This is a genomic window from Motilibacter peucedani, assembly GCF_003634695.1.
GTDB lineage: Bacteria > Actinomycetota > Actinomycetes > Motilibacterales > Motilibacteraceae > Motilibacter > Motilibacter peucedani.
In genome coordinates this window covers 49,990-64,588 of record NZ_RBWV01000013.1, presented here as the reverse complement: position 1 = coordinate 64,588, position 14,599 = coordinate 49,990, and the positions used below count along the sequence as shown (strand labels likewise).

Annotated in this window: 20 protein-coding genes; 6 read left to right on the top strand and 14 right to left on the bottom strand. The window is 73.6% G+C overall.

Translation table 11 applies throughout. From position 1 onward, the window contains the following. Positions 1-16: 16 nt before the first annotated feature. From CLV35_RS13390 to CLV35_RS13370, 5 genes are all read right to left on the bottom strand, one after another. Positions 17-1,579: a leucyl aminopeptidase gene (locus CLV35_RS13390; protein ID WP_231121795.1), complete on the bottom strand. Its 1,563-nt coding sequence runs from the start codon at positions 1,577-1,579 to the stop codon at positions 17-19. Positions 1,580-1,678: 99 nt separating this feature from the next. After that, entirely contained in the window at positions 1,679-1,846 is a 168-nt protein-coding gene (locus tag CLV35_RS13385; protein ID WP_183061967.1) for a DUF3117 domain-containing protein, read from the bottom strand. A 148-nt stretch (positions 1,847-1,994) separates the two neighbouring features. Further along, complete coding sequence (locus CLV35_RS13380) at positions 1,995-2,591, bottom strand: DNA-3-methyladenine glycosylase I (protein ID WP_121194317.1); 597 nt, start codon at positions 2,589-2,591, stop codon at positions 1,995-1,997. Continuing rightward, entirely contained in the window at positions 2,588-3,031 is a 444-nt protein-coding gene (locus tag CLV35_RS13375; RefSeq protein ID WP_121194008.1) for an SRPBCC family protein, read from the bottom strand. Before CLV35_RS13375 ends, CLV35_RS13380 begins: the two co-directional genes overlap by 4 nt. A 7-nt stretch (positions 3,032-3,038) precedes the next feature. Beyond that, the gene (locus CLV35_RS13370; RefSeq protein ID WP_121194007.1) at positions 3,039-3,347 is read right to left on the bottom strand and encodes a DivIVA domain-containing protein; all 309 of its coding nucleotides are present in this window, start codon (positions 3,345-3,347) and stop codon (positions 3,039-3,041) included. 146 nt (positions 3,348-3,493) lie between these two features. Between CLV35_RS13370 and folP the strand changes: the two genes are divergently transcribed. Both folP and CLV35_RS13360 read left to right on the top strand, forming a co-directional pair. Then, a complete protein-coding gene (gene folP / locus CLV35_RS13365; RefSeq protein WP_121194316.1) occupies positions 3,494-4,306 on the top strand; it encodes a dihydropteroate synthase in 813 nt (270 codons plus the stop codon). A 25-nt stretch (positions 4,307-4,331) separates the two neighbouring features. Further along, a complete protein-coding gene (locus CLV35_RS13360; RefSeq protein ID WP_121194006.1) occupies positions 4,332-4,646 on the top strand; it encodes a hypothetical protein in 315 nt (104 codons plus the stop codon). Between the two features lies 1 nt (position 4,647). Here CLV35_RS13360 and CLV35_RS13355 read toward each other — a convergent pair whose 3' ends face one another. Further along, the gene (locus CLV35_RS13355; protein ID WP_121194315.1) at positions 4,648-4,995 is read right to left on the bottom strand and encodes a rhodanese-like domain-containing protein; all 348 of its coding nucleotides are present in this window, start codon (positions 4,993-4,995) and stop codon (positions 4,648-4,650) included. 133 nt (positions 4,996-5,128) lie between these two features. Here CLV35_RS13355 and CLV35_RS13350 point away from each other — a divergent pair, with 133 nt between their 5' ends. After that, a complete protein-coding gene (locus CLV35_RS13350; protein ID WP_121194005.1) occupies positions 5,129-6,196 on the top strand; it encodes an NADH:flavin oxidoreductase/NADH oxidase in 1,068 nt (355 codons plus the stop codon). A 19-nt stretch (positions 6,197-6,215) separates the two neighbouring features. Here CLV35_RS13350 and CLV35_RS13345 read toward each other — a convergent pair whose 3' ends face one another. After that, the gene (locus CLV35_RS13345) at positions 6,216-6,821 is read right to left on the bottom strand and encodes an LOG family protein (RefSeq protein WP_121194004.1); all 606 of its coding nucleotides are present in this window, start codon (positions 6,819-6,821) and stop codon (positions 6,216-6,218) included. Positions 6,822-6,825: 4 nt separating this feature from the next. Then, entirely contained in the window at positions 6,826-7,659 is an 834-nt protein-coding gene (locus CLV35_RS13340; protein ID WP_121194003.1) for an LOG family protein, read from the bottom strand. A 43-nt stretch (positions 7,660-7,702) separates the two neighbouring features. Between CLV35_RS13340 and CLV35_RS13335 the strand changes: the two genes are divergently transcribed. Both CLV35_RS13335 and CLV35_RS13330 read left to right on the top strand, forming a co-directional pair. Then, positions 7,703-8,017: a hypothetical protein gene (locus tag CLV35_RS13335; protein ID WP_121194002.1), complete on the top strand. Its 315-nt coding sequence runs from the start codon at positions 7,703-7,705 to the stop codon at positions 8,015-8,017. Between the two features lie 13 nt (positions 8,018-8,030). Continuing rightward, the gene (locus tag CLV35_RS13330) at positions 8,031-8,825 is read left to right on the top strand and encodes a nitroreductase family protein (protein ID WP_121194001.1); all 795 of its coding nucleotides are present in this window, start codon (positions 8,031-8,033) and stop codon (positions 8,823-8,825) included. A gap of 48 nt (positions 8,826-8,873) precedes the next feature. Here the strand turns inward: CLV35_RS13330 and CLV35_RS13325 are convergent, their stop codons facing one another. The 5 genes from CLV35_RS13325 to CLV35_RS13305 all read right to left on the bottom strand — a co-directional run bounded on the left by CLV35_RS13325 (position 8,874) and on the right by CLV35_RS13305 (position 13,065). Further along, the gene (locus CLV35_RS13325; protein WP_121194000.1) at positions 8,874-9,782 is read right to left on the bottom strand and encodes a poly(ethylene terephthalate) hydrolase family protein; all 909 of its coding nucleotides are present in this window, start codon (positions 9,780-9,782) and stop codon (positions 8,874-8,876) included. Positions 9,783-9,963: 181 nt separating this feature from the next. Next, entirely contained in the window at positions 9,964-11,382 is a 1,419-nt protein-coding gene (locus CLV35_RS13320) for a DUF222 domain-containing protein (RefSeq protein ID WP_121193999.1), read from the bottom strand. Positions 11,383-11,460: 78 nt separating this feature from the next. Next, positions 11,461-12,336 carry a fructosamine kinase family protein gene (locus CLV35_RS13315; RefSeq protein ID WP_121193998.1) on the bottom strand — a complete coding sequence of 292 codons (876 nt, stop codon included), beginning with the start codon at positions 12,334-12,336 and terminating at the stop codon, positions 11,461-11,463. A 46-nt stretch (positions 12,337-12,382) separates the two neighbouring features. Next, positions 12,383-12,778, bottom strand: a complete 396-nt coding sequence (locus tag CLV35_RS13310) for a VOC family protein (RefSeq protein ID WP_121193997.1) — start codon at positions 12,776-12,778, stop codon at positions 12,383-12,385. Further along, positions 12,775-13,065 carry an ArsR/SmtB family transcription factor gene (locus CLV35_RS13305; RefSeq protein ID WP_121193996.1) on the bottom strand — a complete coding sequence of 97 codons (291 nt, stop codon included), beginning with the start codon at positions 13,063-13,065 and terminating at the stop codon, positions 12,775-12,777. Before CLV35_RS13305 ends, CLV35_RS13310 begins: the two co-directional genes overlap by 4 nt. A gap of 67 nt (positions 13,066-13,132) precedes the next feature. On the opposite strand from CLV35_RS13305, the gene CLV35_RS13300 reads away from it, so the two are divergent. After that, on the top strand, positions 13,133-13,681 hold the full coding sequence (locus tag CLV35_RS13300) for a chloramphenicol phosphotransferase CPT family protein (RefSeq protein WP_121193995.1): 549 nt from the start codon (positions 13,133-13,135) through the stop codon (positions 13,679-13,681). A 32-nt stretch (positions 13,682-13,713) separates the two neighbouring features. Here the strand turns inward: CLV35_RS13300 and CLV35_RS13295 are convergent, their stop codons facing one another. Next, complete coding sequence (locus CLV35_RS13295) at positions 13,714-14,589, bottom strand: alpha/beta fold hydrolase (protein ID WP_121193994.1); 876 nt, start codon at positions 14,587-14,589, stop codon at positions 13,714-13,716. Between the last annotated feature and the right edge of the window lie 10 nt (positions 14,590-14,599).

Here is a 14,599-nt window from a genome sequence, read left to right as displayed (position 1 = left end):
CCTCGCAGGACCGCTCTCAGCCGCGTCGGACCGGCGCGCCGAGGCCCTCGAGCCAGCGCAGCAGCAGCCGCACGCCGAAGCCGGTGCCGCCCTTGTTGACGTCGGCGTCGTCGGCGTCGGCCCGCGCAGGGCCGGCGACGTCGAGGTGGGCCCAGGCCCGGGTGCCCGTGAACTCGCGCAGGAACAGCGCCGCGGTGATCGAGCCGCCGCCGACGTGGGGGTCGCGCGGCACGTGGGCGAGGTCGGCCACCGGCGAGTCGAGCGCCGAGCGGTAGTCCTCGACGAGCGGCATCCGCCAGAGGCGCTCGCCACCGCGCTCGGAGGCCGCCAGCAGCGCCTCGGCCAGCCGCTCGTCGGTGGCGTAGAGCGCGCCGTGGCGCTTGCCGAGGCCGAGGCTCGCCGCGCCGGTCAGCGTGGCGATGTCGACCACCGCGTCGGGGGCGAGCTGGGCGTCGGCGTAGCCGAGCGCGTCGGCCAGCACCATCCGGCCCTCGGCGTCGGTGTTGAGCACCTCGACCGTCGTCCCGTCGTAGTGGCGCACGACGTCGCCCGGGCGGTAGGCCGCGCCGTCGGGGAGGTTCTCGGCGATCGCGAGCAGGCCGGTGACCCGCACGCGCACGCCGAGCTCGCGCACCGCGCTCATGACGCCGAGCACCGCGCCGGCGCCGGCCATGTCGGTCTTCATCGACACCATGGCGTCGCGCGGCTTGAGCGAGAGGCCGCCGCTGTCGAAGCAGATGCCCTTGCCGACCAGCACGACGTGCGGAACCCGGCGCTCGGTCTCGGGCTCGTAGCGCATCTCGACCAGGCGCGGGGGCCGGCGCGAGCCGCTGCCCACGGCCAGCAGGCCGCCGAAGCCCTCGGCGGCGAGCGCGGCCTCGTCGCGGACGTGCACCTCGAGCCCGGCCGCCGCGCCCACGCGCTGGGCCTCCTCGGCGAGCTCGACGGGTCCGACGACGTCGGCCGGTGAGTTGATCAGGTCGCGCGCGAGCGCGAGCGCCCGACCGGTCGCCACGGCGCGCGCGACGGCGGCCTCGGCCGCGGCGCGGCGGGGTCCGCTGGCGGCCAGCAGCAGGCGTACGTCCCGGAGCCGTTCGCCCGAGGCGGTCAGTCCGGAGCGGGGTACGCGGTAGGCGCCTGCCAGCAGGCCCTCGACCGCCGCGCGGACGCTCTCGGGGTCCTCGTCGGCGACCAGGGTCGTGGCGAGGGCCGGCTTCGAGCCGGCGCGGCGCGCGAGCTGCGCACCCGCCCGCCGCAGGTCACTGGGCGAGCCGTCGCCGGTGCCGACCAGGAGCAGCGACTCGGCGGCGCGGCCCTCGTCGGAGACCGGGACCTCGACGACCTCGCCGGGCGCGCCGGTGGCCTTCTGGTGGGCCAGCTCGTCGGCCAGCTCGAGGCCGAACGCGTCGGCCACCTCCGAGGCGCCTGCCCCGGGTGCGGGTGCCTCCGCGCCCTGGCGGACCGGCACGGCGAGCGCGACGACCGCTGAGTCGACGAGCGCGCTGCGCTCGGCCACGACCGAGACGACGGGCAGGGCGTCGGCCCGCGCGAGGGCCCGAGGGGTGCGAGGTCGCGCCACGGGCGCTCCTTCCGGTGGGCAGGGCACCGGCGCCGAGCCGCCCGGGCGCGGCGCCGGGGTGTCGGCGGGCGCCCGGGCGGGTCGGTGCGGGTCGTCGGGCTAGGGGACCACTGACTTGAGAGCGTCGCCGAGCGCGCCCGCCTCGTCGGCGGAGAGCTCGACGACCAGGCGGCCGCCACCCTCCAGCGGCACGCGCATGACGATGCCGCGCCCCTCCTTGGTGACCTCGAGCGGGCCGTCACCCGTCCGCGGCTTCATGGCCGCCATGCGCGTTCCCCTTCCTGTGGGCGGCGCCGGCACGCCCCCCACGGGGACGGCACCGGCGTCGTCTGTCCGGACCATTATCGCGGGTCGGCAGCAGCGGTGTGACAGCGCGTAGCCCGCAGCGCCCTGCAGGCGCCTCCGGCGCAGTCCTCTAGCGCCCTGCGACGCACCCCTCGAGGTGGTCGTCGACGAGCCCGCAGGCCTGCATCGCGGCGTACGCGGTGGTGGGTCCCACGAACCGGAAGCCGCGTGCCTTCAGCGCCTTCGCCAGCGCCGTCGACTCCGGGGTCGTCGCCGGGATGCCGTCCGTCGTGGCCGGGCGCGGGCGCGGCGGCGGGGCGAAGGACCACACCAGCGCGTCGAGGCTCTCGCCCGCGTCCGCCAGCGCCACGGTGGCGCGCGCGTTGGCGACCGCGGCCTCGACCTTCGCCCGGTTGCGGACGATGCCGGCGTCGGCGAGCAGGCGCTCGACGCGCGCCTCGTCGAACGCGGCGACCGCCTCGGGCTCGAAGTCCTCGAAGGCCGCGCGGAAGGCGGGGCGCTTGCGCAGGATCGTGATCCAGGCGAGCCCGGACTGGAACGCCTCGAGGGTGATCCGCTCGAGGAGCGCGCGCTCGCCGTGCACCGGGCGGCCCCACTCGGTGTCGTGGTAGTCGAGGTAGAGCCGGTCGCCGCCGGCCCCGGCTCCCGCCCAGGGGCAGCGCAGCAGCCCGTCGTCGCCCAGGACGAGCCCGGCCACCGCGCTCAGGCGCCCGGCTCGACCGAGCGGGCGAAGCGGCGCAGCGACTGGCGCATGCCGAGCACCATGAACGGGCGCGCCAAGGGCCAGCCCAGGCGGCCCAGCGCGCCGAGCGGCAGCTCGAGGTACTCCGCCCACGTGAAGCGGGAGCGGTGCTCGTCGAGCGCCTCGACCTCGAAGGCGCCGGCGCCGCGCACGACCCGGCCGGTGTGCCGCACCACGCAACGGCGCGGCGGGTCCCAGGTGCGGATCACCATCGTGTCGAGCACCCCGACGGGCCCGACGCCGGTGAAGCCCTCGATGCCGCCGCCCACGCCCTGGCCGTCCTGCGCGGTGGCACGGACCTTGGTGAGCAGCATCCAGTCGCCCTGGCTCTCCCAGTCGACCAGCGTGTCCCACACCTGCTGCGCGCTCGCGGCCACGTCGACCGACACCGACACCTGCGCCATCCGCGGCTCAGAGCTCCTCGGCCGGCGCGGGCACCGAGGCCTCGTCGAGGCCCTCGAGCTCGCGGATCCGGGCGTCGCGGGCGTCGAGCTCGGCGCCGAGCCGGTCGAGCACCTCGTCGACGTCGCGCATGCGGTAGCCGCGCAGCGCGGACGGGAAGCGCACGCCGAGCAGGTCGTCGCCGGTCAGCCCTCCCTCGGGCAGGCCGACGGGCGGGGAGTCCGGCTCCACCTCGGCCATCGAGCCACCCCTGCCCGCGGCCACGAGCGCGACGGCGACGACGATGACCAGGAGCAGGACCAGGAAGACGGGCGTCACGAGGGAGATCGTGCCACCGTCGGGTCGTGAGCGGCCACCGACCGACGAGGAGACGCCCCGTGACGACGGCCCCAGGGCTGACGACGGCCCCCCAGGGCGAGCTCCGGCTGGGCGCGCGCACCTTCGCCCCTGACGAGCTCGTCGTCATGGCGGTGGTCAACCGCACCCCCGACTCCTTCTTCGACCGCGGCGCCACCTTCGCCGAGCAGGCCGCGCTCGAGGCCGTCGACCGGGCCGTCGACGAGGGCGCGGCCGTGGTCGACATCGGCGGGGTGAAGGCCGGCTACGGCGCGGTCGTCGACGCCGAGGAGGAGGCCCGCCGCGTCGTGGGCTTCGTCGAGCGGGTGCGCGAGCGCCACCCCGAGGTGGTCATCAGCGTCGACACCTGGCGCAGCGACGTCGGCGACGCCGTCTGCCGCGCCGGGGCCGACCTGCTCAACGACGCCTGGGGCGGCCACGACCCCGCGCTGCTCGAGGTCGCCGCGCGCCACGGCGCCGGCTACGTCTGCACGCACACCGGCGGGCTGGCACCGCGCACCGATCCCCACCGCCCCGCCTACGACGACGTCGTCGCGGAGGTCGTCGCAGCGCTCGACGAGCTCGCCGGCCGCGCGCTCGCGGTCGGTGTGCGGCCCGACGGCATCGTCATCGACCCGGCCCACGACTTCGGCAAGGCGACCCGGCACTCGCTCGAGGTGACGCGCCGGCTCGACGAGCTCGTCGCGGGCGGCTGGCCGGTCCTGGTGGCGCTGTCGCGCAAGGACTTCGTCGGCGAGTCCCTCGACCTGCCGCCCGACGAGCGGCTCGAGGGCACGCTCGCGGCGACGGCCGTGTCGGCGATGCTCGGCGCGCGCCTGTTCCGCGCCCACGACGTGCGCGCCACCCGGCGCGTGCTCGACATGGTGGCCTGCATCCGGGGCACCCGGCAGCCGGCGGTCGTACGCCGCGGCATGGCCTGAGCGGCGCACCGGACAGACTGCACCCATGCACCTGCGGCGCACGACCACCGCGCTCGGCGCGGCCCTGCTCGCGGCCGGCCTGCTCGGCACTGCGGGCTGCGGCGGCTCACGGGCCTGCGAGCGCTGGGACTACGTGTCCACCCAGGCACCTTCTGCGGACGCGCCGCGGGCGGCGCTCGACGCGTACCTCGCCTCGGCGCCCGGCGACCCGCCGCGCACCGGCTGGAAGGAGCGCGGCGTCGACTCGGCGCGCTCCTACACCGCCTCGCCGCACTGGCGCATCGGCGTGGAGCAGCGCAGCGACGGCACGTGGTACGTCGCCAACGCGAGCTCCTGCTAGCTCAGCGGCGCACGTCGGCCGGCCCGTCGGAGAGCGGCAGGCCGGCTGCGACCCACGCCTCGACACCGCCCTCGAGGTCGGTCGCCCGCCACAGCCCGATCGAGCGCAGGCTGGCCGCCGCGAGGCTCGAGCTGTAGCCCTGCCGGCACACGACCACCACCTCGACGTCGGGGCCGACCGCCTCGGGGATGCGTGAGCCGGAGCGCGGGTCGAGCCGCCACTCGAGCACGGTGCGGTCGATGACCAGCGCGCCGGGCAGCTCGCCCTGCTCGCGGCGCTGCGGCTCGGTGCGGGTGTCGACGAGCAGCGCGCCGCGCTCCACAGCCTGCTGGGCCTCGTGGGGGCTCATGCGGCGGACGCCCTCCCGGGCGGCCGCGAGGAGGTCGTCGACCGACGCGTACGGAGCTGGCACGCGGCCCAGTGTGGCCTGCGACCCACCGCCGACCGGGAATGGGTTCCCGGGGCAAGGGCTTGGTACGACTGTGAGCCGACTCTTCTCCCCCTTGACCCTGCGTGGCACCACCTTCCGCAACCGTGCGTGGGTGGCGGCGATGTGCCAGTACTCCTCCGTCGACGGGCTGCCCAGCGACTGGCACCTCGTGCACCTGGGCAGCTTCGCCCGCGGCGGCGCCGGCCTGGTCATCTCCGAGGCGACCGCCGTGACGCCCGAGGGCCGCATCAGCCCCGACGACGCCGGCATCTGGACCGACGAGCAGGCCGAGGCCTACGCGCGCATCAACGCCTTCGTCCGCGGCCAGGGCGCGGTGCCCGGCATCCAGCTCGCCCACGCCGGCCGCAAGGCCTCGACGTGGTCGCCGTTCAAGGGCGAGGGCTTCGTGCCGCTCGAGCAGGGCGGCTGGCAGACGGTCGGCCCGTCCGCCGTCGGGTTCGCCGACTGGCCAGCTCCGCGCGAGATGAGCGTCGAGGACATCGCCGCGACCGTGCAGGCCTTCGCCGACGGCGCGCGCCGCTCGCTCGACGCCGGCTTCGAGGTCGCCGAGCTGCACGCCGCCCACGGCTACCTGCTCCACCAGTTCCTCTCGCCGCTGTCGAACCAGCGCACCGACGACTACGGCGGCTCGTTCGAGAACCGCTCGCGCATCGTCGTCGAGGTCGCCGAGGCCGTGCGCCGGGTGTGGCCCGAGGACAAGCCGCTGTTCGTCCGCTTCTCGGCCACCGACTGGGTCGAGGGCGGCTGGAGCCTCGAGGAGACCGTCGAGCTGTCCAAGTCGCTCGCCGGCTCGGGCGTCGACCTCGTCGACGTGTCGAGCGGCGGCGTCGTCCACGACGCCCGCATCGCGGTCGGCCCGGGCTACCAGGTGCCCTTCGCCCGCGCGGTGCGCGAGGGCTCCGGGCTGCCGGTCGCGGCGGTCGGGCTCATCACCGAGCCCGTCCAGGCCGAGCACATCCTCGTCGACGGCTCCGCCGACGCGGTGCTGGTAGCGCGCGAGGTGCTGCGCGACCCGCACTGGCCGCTGCGCGCGGCCCACGAGCTCGGCGACACGGTCGACTGGCCCGAGCAGTACGCACGGGCCGCCTGGCGCCACTAGCCCTCGGACGGGCGCGCGGTCAGAGCTCGGTCTCGAGCAGCTCCTCGACCGCGCGCTCGCGGCTCGGCTCCGGCGGCTCGTCCGCCCACATGCGGTCGATCGCGTCGAACGCGGCCTCCACGTCGCTGACCCACGCGACCGCAGCCGCGGCCTCCGCACGCACGAAGCGGCGGGCGGTCAGCGCCTCGACCTGCTCGCGCAGGCCGGCGTAGGTGCCGTCGGGGTCGAGCACGACGACGGGCTTCGCGTGCATGCCGAGGCTGCGGGCCACCCACACCTCGAGCAGCTCCTCGAGGGTCCCGATGCCGCCCGGCAGGGCGAGGAACGCGTCGGAGCGCGCGTCCATCACCGCCTTGCGCTGGCGCATCGAGTCGGTGACGACGAGCTCGTCGGCGTCGTCGTCGCCGACCTCGATGTCGTGGAGCGCGCGCGGGATGACGCCGAGCGTGTGCGCGCCCCCGGCCCGGGCCGCCGCGGCCACCCGGCCCATCATCGACACCCGCCCGCCGCCGCTGACCAGGCTGTGGCCGCGGGCGGCGATGCCGGCACCGACGGCGGCCGCCAGCTCCTTGTAGGACTCGTCGATCGCCTCGCCCGAGGCGCAGAACACGCAGATGGCCGCCACCGGCTCAGGTCCCGTCGTAGGTCGTGCCGCGCACCGACTCCTGCTCGCCCTCGTGGAGCTCCTCTCCCGAGAAGCGGTCGTGCTCGGAGCGCACGATGAGCTCGACCGCCTCCGCGGGGTCGTCCACGACCTGGATGAGGCCGAGGTCGGCAGCGCGCAGCTTCTGCCCCTCGAGCACGGGGCCACCGAGCCAGTCGAGCAGGCCCTGCCAGTAGGCCTTGCCGACCAGCACGACGGGGAACTGCGTCACCTTCTGGGTCTGCACCAGGGTGAGCGCCTCGAACAGCTCGTCGAGCGTGCCGAACCCGCCGGGCAGCACGATGAAGCCGACGCTGTACTTCACGAACATCGTCTTGCGGGCGAAGAAGTAGCGGAAGTTGACGCCGAGGTCGACCCAGTCGTTCATCGACTGCTCGAACGGCAGCTCGATGCCGAGCCCGACGCTCACTCCCCCGGCCTCGGCCGCGCCGCGGTTGGCGGCCTCCATCGCCCCGGGCCCACCGCCGGTGATGACGGCGTAGCCCGCGTCGACGAGCAGCCGCCCCAGCTCCATGCCCGTCGCGTACTCCGGCGAGCTCACCGGGGTGCGGGCGGAGCCGAAGACGCTGACCGCGCGGCCCAGCTCGGCCAGCGCGCCGAAGCCCTCGACGAACTCGCTCTGGATGCGCAGCACCCGCCACGGGTCGGTGTGCACCCAGTCCGACGGGCCGCGGCTGTCGAGCAGCCGCTGGTCGGTGGTGCTCAGCGGCACCTGGTCACCGCGCAGGGTGACCGGGCCGCGCTGGCGCTCGCTGCCCGGCCGGGTACGTCGCTCCACCTGGGAGTCCTCGGCTGCCATGGCAGGAGACTATTGAGTCCGGACGGACGCAGGAGGCGGCAGGGTGGCAGCGCTGGTCGCGGTGGCGGCGACCGCGTACGCGTGCAACGTCCTGCTCGGCGTCCTCGTGCAGCGCCGCCTCGTCGACACCTCCGGCGTGCGCTGGCTGCACCACGCGCTGTTCTTCGCGGTGGCCGCCTCGGCGACCGCGGCGGTGGGAGCGGCGCTGCTGACGCGTACGTGGCCCGCCCTGCTCCTCGCTCCCGCGCTCGGTGCGTGGCTCGTGATGCCGCGCCTGCCCGGGGGCACCACCCGGCATCGCGCGACGGCGCTGGGTGTGATGCCCTTCTACGCACTGGCGCTCGTGCTGGTGCTCTGAGGAGGTACGTGCGATGGAGTTCGTCGAGGTGGTCAAGCGGCGCAGGACGACCAACGGGCCGTTCCGGCCCGACCCGGTCTCGCCGGAGCACCAGCGCCTGCTCGTCGAGCTGGCCGGCATGGCGCCCTCGCACTTCAACAGCCAGCCGTGGCGGTTCGTGCTCTGCGACGACCCGGAGATCATCGCGAAGGTCGCAGACCTGAGCGGCGAGAGCATGACGCGGCTGCTGGAGGAGGGCACCTTCTGGCAGCGCTACCGCCCCTACTTCCGCTTCTCCGAGCAGGAGATGGAGGAGCGGCGCGACGGCATCTACTTCGACCAGCTGCCCGCGGCGTTGAAGCCCTTCTCGAAGTACATCTTCTCGGGCACCGGCCAGGCCATCATGAACAAGTTCGGCGTGCCGCAGACGCTGGGCAAGGACAACCACAAGCTGGTCGCCGGGTCGCCGCTGCTCCTGGCCGTGCTGCTCGACAAGACGGAGTACAAGCCCGGCCAGCTCTCGGGTTTCTACTCGGTCTTCGGCATGGGCGCCGCGATGCAGAACATCTGGCTGGCCACCGTGGAGCTCGGCATGGGGCTGCAGTTCGTGTCGACACCAATGGAGATCCCCGAGAACTGGGCGAAGATGCAGGCGCTGTTCGAGGTCCCCGACGACCTCGAGCTGATGGCGGTCTACCGGCTCGGCTACGTCCCGGAGACCACCAAGCGGCCGACGATCGACTGGTCGAGCCGTCAGCGCAAACGGCTGTCGCAGTACGTCTTTCGCAACACCTGCGCGACGCCGGAGGCCGACCCGGCAGGGTCGTGAGCCTCCGGCGCCACAGTGGTGCCTAGTGGACTGGATCAGGTGGACTGATCAGGTCTGCGGGATGTTCTTGCTCTCCACGCTCCACTTGGCGACCTTGGTGATGCCGGGGTTGGCCCCGACGAAGTAGTCCTTGGCCGCGGCGCTGTCGAAGAGCGTGTAGTCGAGGTACTGCACCATGACGGTGACGACCTCCGGCGTGAGGGTCATGTCCCACTCGCCGTTTCGGGTGTTGTGCCAGAAGCCGGCGTGCCCCGCGTCGGGGTTCGTCGCGTGGACGGCGGGCACCGTGACCCGGGCGTAGTTGGCGACCGAGTTCTCGTAGGCGATGTCGACGGGACCGCCGTCGAGGAACAGCACGGGCGAGTGGAGCTTGTCGAGCTCCTCGCGCCCGTAGCCGAACGGCGCCGAGGTGGGGAAGAAGCCCGTGTCGAGGGCGAGGACGGAGTCGACGCGGGGGTCCTCACCGGCGACCATCGCCTCGATGCCGCCGCACGAGTGGCCGGCCACGGCGACCTTCGACAGGTCGATGCGGTGGCGCAGGTCGCTGCCGCGGGTGCGCTCGGCCGAGGCGGCCCAGTCGATGGCGCCGGTCAGCAGGTCAGGCCTGGCGTCACGGGTCAGGCCGGCGGGCGCGCCGTTGTAGTAGCCCTCGGCGACCACGAGGTAGCCGTGGGACGCGATGAGGGACAGCGTGGTGATGTACTCGATGTCGGACTCGTGGTTGCAGGCCCCGTTGCCGAAGACGACCACGGGCAGGTCGTGGCCCACGGCCTTGACGTCGGCCGGGCGGTAGACCGTGTACTGCGGGGCACCGAACGCCGCTTCGCGGACCACCGGGAACGACCGCTCGACCGAGGGAACGTTCTGGCGCGGTGCGGCAGACACACCGGCACTGCCGGTGACCAGCGCGAGAGTGGCAGCCGCGAGGACTGCAGGAATGGTGCGGCGGTAGCGCATGCGTGCTCCTGTGGACGCGAGGGGGGTGGTCCACCGGATGTCCCGGGAACCGGAGTTCGTATGTGAGCGCTCACTTTTCGGCCGTTGCGCGATCTATCCCGTCTTCGGTTCGTGGCCGGGTGGACGAGATGTCTCGTTTTCGCTGGTGTGCAGGGGAACCTAACGCCTCGGGACAACGACGTCAACGGTCCGGAGTTGCGCAACTCCGGGCAGCGACGCGAGGCCGCGCCGACCGAACCTCGTGGCGCGCTAGTCGTCCTCTCTGCTGAAGGGCAGGGGGAGGGTGGCGCCGGGGTTGCGGTCGAGGGCGTGGACGGCTGGGGTGGGTGGCCCGCCGCGGGGTGAGCGGATCTGGAGCAGGCCGGGTCTGGCGGGGTCGGGTTCGATGGTCCAGCCGTCGTCGTGGACGAGGTGGTGGCAGCGTTCGCAGAGCAGGCACTCGTTTGACCAGGTCGGTGGGGCCGGAGTCGCGGGCCCAGTGCTTGATGTGGTGGACCTGGACGGTGCGGCTCTCGCAGCCGGGGGTGATGCACCCGCCGTCACGGACCCACGCGGCCTTGACGTGCGCCTGCGGGGCGAGGCGGGCTTCGCGGCCGAGGGCGAGCGGCTCTCCCCACTCGCTCACGATCACCGGAGTCAGGTCGCAGGCGCAGGTGAGCCGTGCGAGCGCGGCAGGGCCGAACGAGCGCCCGACCAGGGCCGCGAGCCCGCTCGCCGCCAACCCCGCAGCAGCAGCCGCCGCGCTCCTACTTCCGCCGCCAGTGGTCGCGGTGGTGAGTTCGCCGCGCAGGGTGGGCAGGTCGAGCACGAGGCTGACGTGCGGGGCGACCCCGCCGACGGTCGGGGCCTGGCCGGTGGCGAGGGCGGTGGCGGCGAACTGGACGAGGGTGTCGGCGGTGCGCTGGCCCTTGGTGCGCGGGTCGGGGCTGCCGTCGGGCAGGGCCTGGAGCCTGGAGCAGGCGTCGAACGCGGCCTTGACCAGGGCGCCGTCGGCGGGATCGAGCAACCCGGACAGGGTCCACGTGCCGTCGAACCCGGGGGTGATGTTCAGGTGGCGCAGCGCGCGCTGACGTTCGGCGCGCGCGGTGGCGGTCTCGTCGGGGTCGACGACCTGGACGAGCCGGTCGACGGCGAGGCGGAGCTGGTCCGGGCTGGAGGTGCGGGCCAGTCCGAGCAGGGTGTCCTCGGCGGCGGCCATCGTGGGGGTGCCGACCCGGGCCCGGCCGCGCGTCAGGGCGTCGACGTGGCCGGCCTCGATCTCCGCGGAGGCGAGGGCGGTCGCGGTGCCCGGCAGCTCGGCCAGCGTCCGGGCGCGGGCCAGCCGGGTGCGGGCGGCGCGGGGGTCCAAGCGCAGGTGGTACCGCAACCACGCCGCGGTGGTGGGGGCGGCGTCGAGCCGGTAGGCCTCCCGCGCCTCGACCGCGGTCAGCGTCTGCGCTTCGAGAGCGTCGAGCCGCGCGCGTACCGCAGCCAGGTGTCGCAACCGCTCCAGCAGCCCTTCCGAGGTGGCCACACCGACCACCTCGTTGTCGCCGGACAGCAGCGTGTCGAGGGTGTCGGTCATCGACACCCACGCCCGCTGCTCGGCTCCTGCGATCACATCCCAGAACCTACAAGCCACCACTGACAGAGTTGCCGCACCTAAGAGGAACTCCTAGACAGCAGCACTTTCCTCGATTCACGCACCTCCGCGACGAAAGGGACGGACGAGCTCACGGACGGCGTCGGCCGATCCCCAGTCGTCGTCGAACATGGCCATCAGCGCGAGGTGCTGGCGCAGCTGCACGTACGGCAGCCGGTCGGTCCAGTCGGGGCCGGCGCGCGTGACTTCCGCGTACACGTCGAAGAACCGCGCTGCCTGTGGCGGGTGCGGCGTCGACCACAGGTGCGCCACGTCCACGTCGGCCCACATGAACGACACCGCCGGGTCGATGACCGCGGGCGACCCGTCGGCCGTGGCGAGGATGTTCTGCGCCCAGAAGTCCCCGTGCGTCAGGCACGCCGGTCGTGGAGGCATCAGGTCGGGAAGGGCTGAGCACAACCGCTCGAGCGCCTTCCTGTCACTCGGGTCGAGCTTCTCCTGCACCCGCGGCTCGGGGAGCCAGCGCAGCACCCGCCGCTCGGCGAAGAACACGAAACCGTCGGTTTCCCAGGCGTTGTGCTGGGACTTCGACCCGAGCCAGCCGTCGTGCGGCCAACCGAACCTGTCGCTGACCGTCGTCAGGTGGACGTTCGCGAGGTCGCGAGCGAGCTTCTCCCAGAACTCCGGCGTCTCCTGGCGGGGCTGCAGCACCGAGAGCACGAGGAGGTCCGGGTCGCTGTGCAGGACCTCAGGCGTACGCAGTCCTGCGCTGCCCAGCGCGACCAGACCTTCCGCCTCGGCCGCGAAGACGTCGCCGTCCGGCTGCTGTGCGAACGTCTTGGCGAAGACCGTGCGACCGTCCTGCAGCGACGCAATGCCGGACAGAGCAGCGAAACCCTCGTCCGTCGGCCGGACGTCGCTGACGGGGAACCCGGCCGCGTCCAACCGATCCCGGAGCTGCTGCAGCGCCATGGAGCCACGCTACCGATGAAGGTGCGGGCGTTCCAGCCGCGGATGGTCAGCTGTCCGCGGAGACCTGCAGGATCTGGATGAGGTTGCCGCAGGTGTCGTCGAGGACCGCGGTCACGACGGAGCCCATCGCCGCGGGTTGCTGGGTGAACCGCACGCCCTGCGCCGCGAGCCGGGCGTGCTCCGCCTCGACGTCCTCCACGGTGAAGGCCGTCCAAGGTATGCCGTCGGCGACGAGCGCCTCCTTGAAGCGCCGGGCGGCCGGATGTGCGTCGGGCTCCAGCACGAGCTCGACACCGTCCGGCTCGTCGGGTGAGACCACGGTGATCCAACGGTGCTCTCCCATCGGCACGTCGTTCTTGGCGAGGAAGCCGAGCACCTCTGTGTAGAAGCGCAGAGCCCTCTCCTGGTCGTCGACGAGCACGCTCGTCAGCCCGATCTTCACTGTGAGCCCTCCTGAGGGTCGTCGAGCCGCCACCGCTCCAGCGCCTCGCGCAGCGGACGCGGCTCGTAGCTGTGGAACGTGTAGCGACCTTCGCGGCGCCGGCGCACCAGCCCGGCCGCAGCCAGCACGTCGAGGTGCTGACCGACGGCCTGGCGTGAGGGCGTCAGGCCGTGCTTGGTGGCCAACCGTGCGCACAGCTCGAACAGCGTCTGCTCGTCGCGGTCCTGCAGCTCGTCCAGCAGCGCGCGACGAGTGGGGTCTGCCAGAGCCTTGAACACGTCACCCACTGCTCCGACTTTAGGCAAGTGGCTACTTGCCGGTCAAGGCACCGGTGCACTGCCTACCCTGGGCCGCGTGGCCCTAGACATGGTCGTGCTGAACGGCGGCTCCAGCTCGGGCAAGACCTCGCTCGTGCGCACGGTGCAGGGCCTGCTGGAGGAGCCCTGGGTCGCCCTGAGCGTCGACGACCTCGTCGATGCGCTGCCGCGCTCGGGTCCCGGCTCCAGGACCATCACCTTCGGTGCCGACGGCTCCGTGCACGTCGGCCCGGAGTTCCGCCGCGTCGAGCGCGCATGGCTGGCCGCGCTGGCCACGATCGCCAGAGCTGGGGTCGGCGTCCTGGTCGACGACGTCTTCCTCGACGGTAGGACGTCGCAGGACCGGCTCCGCGCGCACCTCTCCGGTGTCCAGGTGCTGTGGGTCGGCGTCCGCTGCGACCCGGACGTGGCCGCGGCGCGAGAACTGGCTCGTGGTGACAGGCCGCTCGGGATGGCGCGAGCCCAGGCCGAGCGGGTCCACGTCGGGGCGGCCTACGACCTCGAGGTGGACACAGGCACTGCCTCCCTGCAGGACTGTGCGAGGGACCTGGCAGCAGCCGTCGCGCACCGCCGCGGAGCGCCCTGACGGAACCGGCCCCGAGCCGTGACGTCCACAGCTCACAGGCGGACCAGGTCCGCGACCTCCTCGGGCAGTCCCGGCGAGGTGAGCACGTGGCCCATGCCGGGCACCACGTGCAGCACCGCGCCGGGGATCGCGGCTGCCACGGCCTCACCGTGCGCCAGGGGGTAGACCGGGTCCTGGTCGCCGTGCACGACTGACGTCGGCGCGGTGATCGAGGCGAGCGGGGCGTCCAGCTCGGGGCACTCCAGCCACACGGCCCGGTGGTGGTGTGCCGCGGCTGCCGGGTCGGTGGCGCGCGAGAGGGCGAGCTCGAGCATCGCCCGGGCCGCCGCCTCGTCGAACGGCCGCACCGGTCCGTTGAACACCCGGAACAGCTCGACGTCCGACTCGACACCCGGAGGCAGGTCCGACGCCTGGTGCGCCAGGAAGGCGGGCGACGGCGGCGGCAGGTCGTCGGGGTCGGCCGGCTCCCCCGCCTGCGCCCGTTCCCACGCAGGGCTGGGGTCGTGACCCATCGGCGAGCTGGAGATGACGGTCAAGGAACGGACCCGCTCGGGGAAGTGCACCGCGAGCAGCTGCGCGATAATCCCGCCCAGGGACGCGCCAGCGACATGGGCGGAGTCGAGGCCCCAGCCGTCGAGGACCGCCAGGCAGTCGCGCGCCAGGTCGCTGATCGTGTAGGGGTGCGCGTCGAAGTCGACGGTGCTCGAGCGTCCGGTGTCCCGGTGGTCGAACCGGATCACCGACACCCCACGGTCGACGAGACGCGCGACCAGGGCGTCGGGGCAGCTGATGCCTTGGGCGGCCGAGCCCATGACCATCAGCACCGTGGGCAGGCCGGGGTCACCGGTCCGCTCGCTCCAGATCCGCAACGGCCCGCTGGCCGCGTACCGCTCCTCGCGCACCACCATGCTGGCACGC